The 5,010-nt window shown below is 75.5% G+C and carries 3 protein-coding genes; 1 reads left to right on the forward strand and 2 read right to left on the reverse strand.

Annotated elements, in window-relative coordinates; genetic code table 11:
- Positions 1–1,527, reverse strand: a 1,527-nt coding sequence (locus ACWJ6R_RS29945) for an AAA family ATPase (RefSeq protein WP_449065437.1), incomplete at its 3' end; no start/stop codon positions are given.
- A 396-nt stretch (positions 1,528–1,923) separates the two neighbouring features.
- On the opposite strand from ACWJ6R_RS29945, the gene ACWJ6R_RS29950 reads away from it, so the two are divergent.
- Entirely contained in the window at positions 1,924–2,988 is a 1,065-nt protein-coding gene (locus ACWJ6R_RS29950) for an LLM class F420-dependent oxidoreductase (RefSeq protein WP_449065438.1), read from the forward strand.
- 142 nt (positions 2,989–3,130) lie between these two features.
- Here ACWJ6R_RS29950 and ACWJ6R_RS29955 read toward each other — a convergent pair whose 3' ends face one another.
- Positions 3,131–4,966 carry a KR domain-containing protein gene (locus ACWJ6R_RS29955; protein WP_449065439.1) on the reverse strand — a complete coding sequence of 612 codons (1,836 nt, stop codon included), beginning with the start codon at positions 4,964–4,966 and terminating at the stop codon, positions 3,131–3,133.
- Positions 4,967–5,010: the final 44 nt, after the last annotated feature.

Raw genomic sequence — 5,010 nt, forward strand, 5'->3', positions numbered from 1 at the left:
TGCCCCGACGGCCGCCCACGCCGCCGCGCCCGCGACGTCGTCCGCCGGCGGCTCCTCCTCCGGCATGCCGTCGAGCAGGCGGAGGCTCTCGGCGTGATGCCCCAGGCTGGACAGGATGTTGGCCTCGTTCACCCGCAGCGCCCACAGGCCCGCGGCGCTCGTGACGCGGTCGCGCGCGGCGTCGTTCGCGGCGACGGCCTCCTCCCGGGCCGCGCCGCGGCACCACATGAGGTTGTGCGTGCGCGCCAGCGCCACCGCGAGCGCGCGGCGCTCCGTGGCGGCCGCCTCGTCCGCCCTGCGCAGCACGTCCTCCGCCTCCTGCGGCCGGCCCGCCTCCGAGAGCGTACGGCCGAGCAGGAGCAGCGCCGGGAACGTGAGCTCCTCCCCGGGGATCGCCCGGAGGAAGCCGAGCGCGCGGGCGTGGTCGCCGCCGTACGAGGCGAGCCGGGCGGCCTGGAGGAGGAGGGCCGGATCGGCGGTGCCGGTGGCGGTGAGCCGGTAGGAGGCCAGGCGCATGGCGTCCTCCCGGCGGCGCGAGCCGGCCCGTTCCAGCCGGTCCGCCTGCTCGCGCAGGATCTCCCGGCGGCGCGGCTCGGTGACGTCCGCGGGCAGCACCTCCGCGTAGAGCGGATGTGCCAGGCGGGCGTACGCGCGCCGCCCCTCCCGCACGGTGGTGACGAGGCCGGCCCGCTCCAGTTCGTCCAGGGCGTCGCCGGACCCGTGCTCCAGATCGGTGACGGACACCGGGCCGCACAGCGCGAGGACGTCGAGGACGCGGCGGGCGCTCGGGGCCACCGTCGCGAGCCGGTGGCGGATCAGGTCCGTGAGGCGGCGGGTGACCGGAAGGGGCTCGGCCGCGGCCAGCCGCCAGATCTCCCCGTCGTTCGCCAGCCTGCCCTCGGCCAGCGCGCCGCGCACCAGTTCGCCCAGGTAGAGCGGGTTGCCGCCGCTCGCGGCGTGCAGCCGGTCGACGGTCTCGCGGTGGACGTGCCCGGCCAGTGCGTCCCGGAGGAGCCCGTTCACCTCCGGCCACGTCAGTGGTGCGAGGTCGGCGTGATGGACGGCGTCGCCCCGCCCGAGCGCCACGGCGCTCTCCGCGGACGAGGCGCCCGAGTGCACCGTGCCCACCAGGAAGACGGCGCCGGACTCCATGAGCTGGCGCAGCAGCAGGGCCGAGGTGGAGTCGAGCAGGTGCAGGTCGTCGATGAGCAGGACGAGGCGCGCCGTCGCGGTGTAGGCCCGCGACATGAGCCGGACCGCCGTCGCGAAGCCCGCGACGGGGTGCGACAGGTCCACCCCGTCCGGCAGCAGATGGGCCATCGCTCCGAGCGGGATCTCGGCCGCCGCGCCGGTCGCGGCGGCGCGGGCCACGGGGTGCCCCCGCAGGCCGGCGGCGTCGAGGCACTCCTCCGCCAGCCGTGTCTTGCCGACACCGGGCTCACCGAAGACGAGGAAACCGCTGTAACCGGTTTCATCGAGGACCGCCTCGAACGCCTTCAGCTCCGCCTCGCGGCCGCCAGGGGCCATCGCCTCGGCACCGTCTCAGCCGTCGCCACCGCGGGCTTCTCCTTCTGTCGGACGATCGAGCGCGTCATCGGTCGCGGTGACCGTTCCGGGCGCGGCGGCGATGCCGGCAGGGCGCGGATGGCGCGTGTCATCGCGGGCGGTCCTTTCCAGGATCGGGTGCCGCCCTCGATGTACACCTGATCGCTTTCAGTGCGGTTGCCGGTGGTTGCGGATCGCTTGCGGCCCGGCGCTCCCGGTGCCGTCCTCCGGCGTGTCAGGCCCGGAGCCGGCCCGGAGCCGACTTGGAGCGGATCGTGCGGCGGCATCCGGATTTCATCAGGTGCCCAGTTTCTCCATATATGCCCTGTGCGTGGGGGGCGTCTCCGGAGATGATGCGATCACGGACATGAGGAACCGGTGACCACGAGGAGCAAGGAGGCGTTCGTGCGTCTGGGATTCAGCATCGGCACCCTGGGGCCTGTCGCGTCCACTCCCGGCGAGCAGCTCAAGCTCGTCGGGGAGGCCGAGCGGCTGGGATACGAGTCCGTCTGGGCCTCCGAGGGATACGGCGCCGACCCGGCGACGACGCTGGCCTGGCTGGCGGCCGGCACCGAGCGGGTGGAGCTGGGCAGCGGGATCATCCAGATCTCCGGCCGTACCGCCGTCGCCACCGCCATGGCCGCGGCGACGATCGACCGGCTGTCCGGCGGCCGGTTCCGGCTGGGCCTGGGCACCTCCGGCCCGCAGGTGACGGAGGGCTGGCACGGGCGGCGCTACGAGCGTCCGCTGGCCCACCTGCGCGACTACGTCCAGGTGGTGCGGACCGCGCTGGCCCGCGAACCTGTGCGCCACACGGGCCCCACCCTCCGGCTGCCCCTGCCCGACAGCCGCGGCAAGGCGCTGAGCATGGCCATCGGCCCGGTACGGCAGCCGCTGCCGATCCATCTGGCGGCCATGGGCCCCAAGGCGATCGCCCTGGCCGGCGAGATCGCCGACGGGTGGCTGCCGATCCATTTCCCGCCGGAGCACGTGGCGGAGTCCCTCGGCCATCTGCGCTCGGGGGCGGCCCTGGCCGGGCGCGACCCGGCGGACATCGCCGTCTCCCCCATGGTGATGGCGATGGTGGACGACGACGCCGACTACGCCCGCGACGTGGTGCGCCCGATGCTCGCGCTCTATCTGGGCGGCATGGGCAGCAGGGAGGTCAACTTCTACAACCGGCTCGCCCACCGCCTGGGCTTCGCCGCCGCGGCCGTCCGGGTGCAGGACGCCTACCTCGACGGCGGGATGGGCGAGGCGATGGAGGAGCTGCCCGACGACCTGGTGGACGCGCTGGCGCTGTGCGGCACCCCGGAGCGGGTGCGCGAGCGGCTGGAGGCCTACCGCAAGGCGGGGGCGACGACCCTCGTCGTCGGGCTGAACGCGCCGACGCTGGACGACCGCCTGGAGCAGCTCGGCTGGCTGGCGGAGCTGAACTCCTGACAGGCGCCCGCGGGATGCCTGCGGGAAAGGACGGAGCGGCGGCCCCGGCCCCACGGAACGCCCTGCGCCGTGAGGGCCGGAGCCGCCCCGCCCGCGCCGGTCGCTCCGGTGGGGCCGCTCCGGTGGACCACTCCTTTTCGGATCAACCCGGCGTGGCGGTCCGGGGCTGGCGGGCGATGGCGGCCGGGGCCGCCTCCTTCGCGGTCCCCTTCGCCCGCATCTCCTCGACGAGCGCGGCCATCCCCGTCACCGTGGGAACCTGGAACAGGGTCCGCATGGGGAGCTTCACCCCCGCCTTCTTGCGCAGCAGCGCGATGAGCTGGACCGCGACGAGCGAGTTGCCGCCGAGCTCGAAGAAGTCGTCCTCCACTCCGACCCGTCCCGCGCCGAGCACCTCGCCCCAGAGCCCGGCCAGCATGCCCTCGGTCTCGTTGCGGGGCGCGACGTAGCCGTCCGCGCTCCCCCCGCCGCCGTCCGCCGCCAGGTCCAGCCGCTCGGCCACGGTCTCCTGGGTGAGCTCGCGCACGCCCGCCACGAACTCCGGCAGAGCGGTCGCGTTGACGACCGCCTGGGGCCCGAGGTCCGCGGCGAGCAGCCGGCGGAAGGCGTCCGCGCCGCCCGCGAGCGAGATGCCGCGCTGCGCCCCTTCCAGGTCCACGCCCGCCCCGGCCGCCGCGGACTCCTCGGCCACGACGGGCTGCTCCGCCGTCTGCCGGGCGCCCTCCCCGACGGTGGCGGCGACGGCGCCGGTGTCGACCCGGCGGAGCACGAAGTCGGAGATGTCGACCAGGACGCGGCCGTCGTCTCCGTAGAGCGTCAGATCGACGGAGACGATCTCCCCTCCCCCGGTGTCCCGGTGCCTGGCGTGGCTCCAGATCCGGTCCTGCAGCGGTGCGTGCACGGTGATCCTGCCGTAGCCCAGCGGCAGGTGGCTGTGCTCGCCCGCGGCGCTGACGAACGCGGTCGCCTCGTCGAGCAGGGCCGGGTGCAGCCCGAAGCGGCCGAGCTCCGCGGCGGTCTCGGGCGCCGCCTCCAGCCGGGCGAGCTCCTCCTCCTGCCCCAGGTGCACCGCGCGCAGGCTCCGCCAGCGGGGTCCGAAGGCGACCAGGCCGGACGCGGAGGCGAACAGGTCCGCCGCCTCGTCGCGGGAGCCGTACGAGCACCGGTCCCGCAGCTCGGCCAGGTCCGCGGCCTGCGCGTCCGCGGGCACCCACGCCGCACCGCCCCTGGCGTGCTGCCTGGTCGTCCCGCCGACGACGCTCACCACCTCGAACTCCACCCCGTCCCCGCCGGGCGAGAACAGCACCCGCAGCTCGGCCGAGGCGCCCTCGGCGACCGCCAGCGGCGCCACGAAGGCGACGTCGCGCAGCTCGACGGCGTGGCCGGGCCCCGGAGCGGGCACGGTCGCCTCGAACGCGTGGCGGACCGTCTCCAGGTAGCCGGTGCCGGGCAGCACCGGCTCCCCGGCGACGCGGTGCTCGGCCAGCAGCCAGTGGGTGTCCGGGGAGACCGTCCCGGAGGCCCAGGGCAGCCGGTCGGCGGAGTCGTGCCGGTGGGTGAGCACGGGGTGGTCCAGCGGGCTGACCCGGTCGCCGCGCTGCAGCGCCCGGAAGGCCACCGGCGCGGCGACCTCGGCGGCCATGCCGACCTCCAGCCAGGCGCCCCAGTTGACCGAGACCACCCGGCCGGGCCAGGTCTGCGCGTAGGCGTCGAGGAAGTTGTTGGCGGCGCAGTAGTCGACCTGGCCGAACCCTCCGGCCACCGCGGTCACCGAGGAGCACAGCAGCACGAAGTCCGGCTCCAGGTCGCCGAACGCCTCGCGGAGCGCGATGGTGCCGGCCAGCTTGGGCGCCATCACCCGTTCGGCCTCCGCGCGGTCCTTGACCTCGGCCATGCCGCCGCCGGGCAGGCCGGCGGCGTGCACGATCCCGTCGATCCGGCCGAACCGCGCGAGCGCCTCGTCGCGGGCGCGCCGCACGCTCGCCGGGGTCGGTCACGTCCGCGGCCAGCGCGAGCACCTCG

Source organism: Planomonospora algeriensis, from assembly GCF_977012225.1.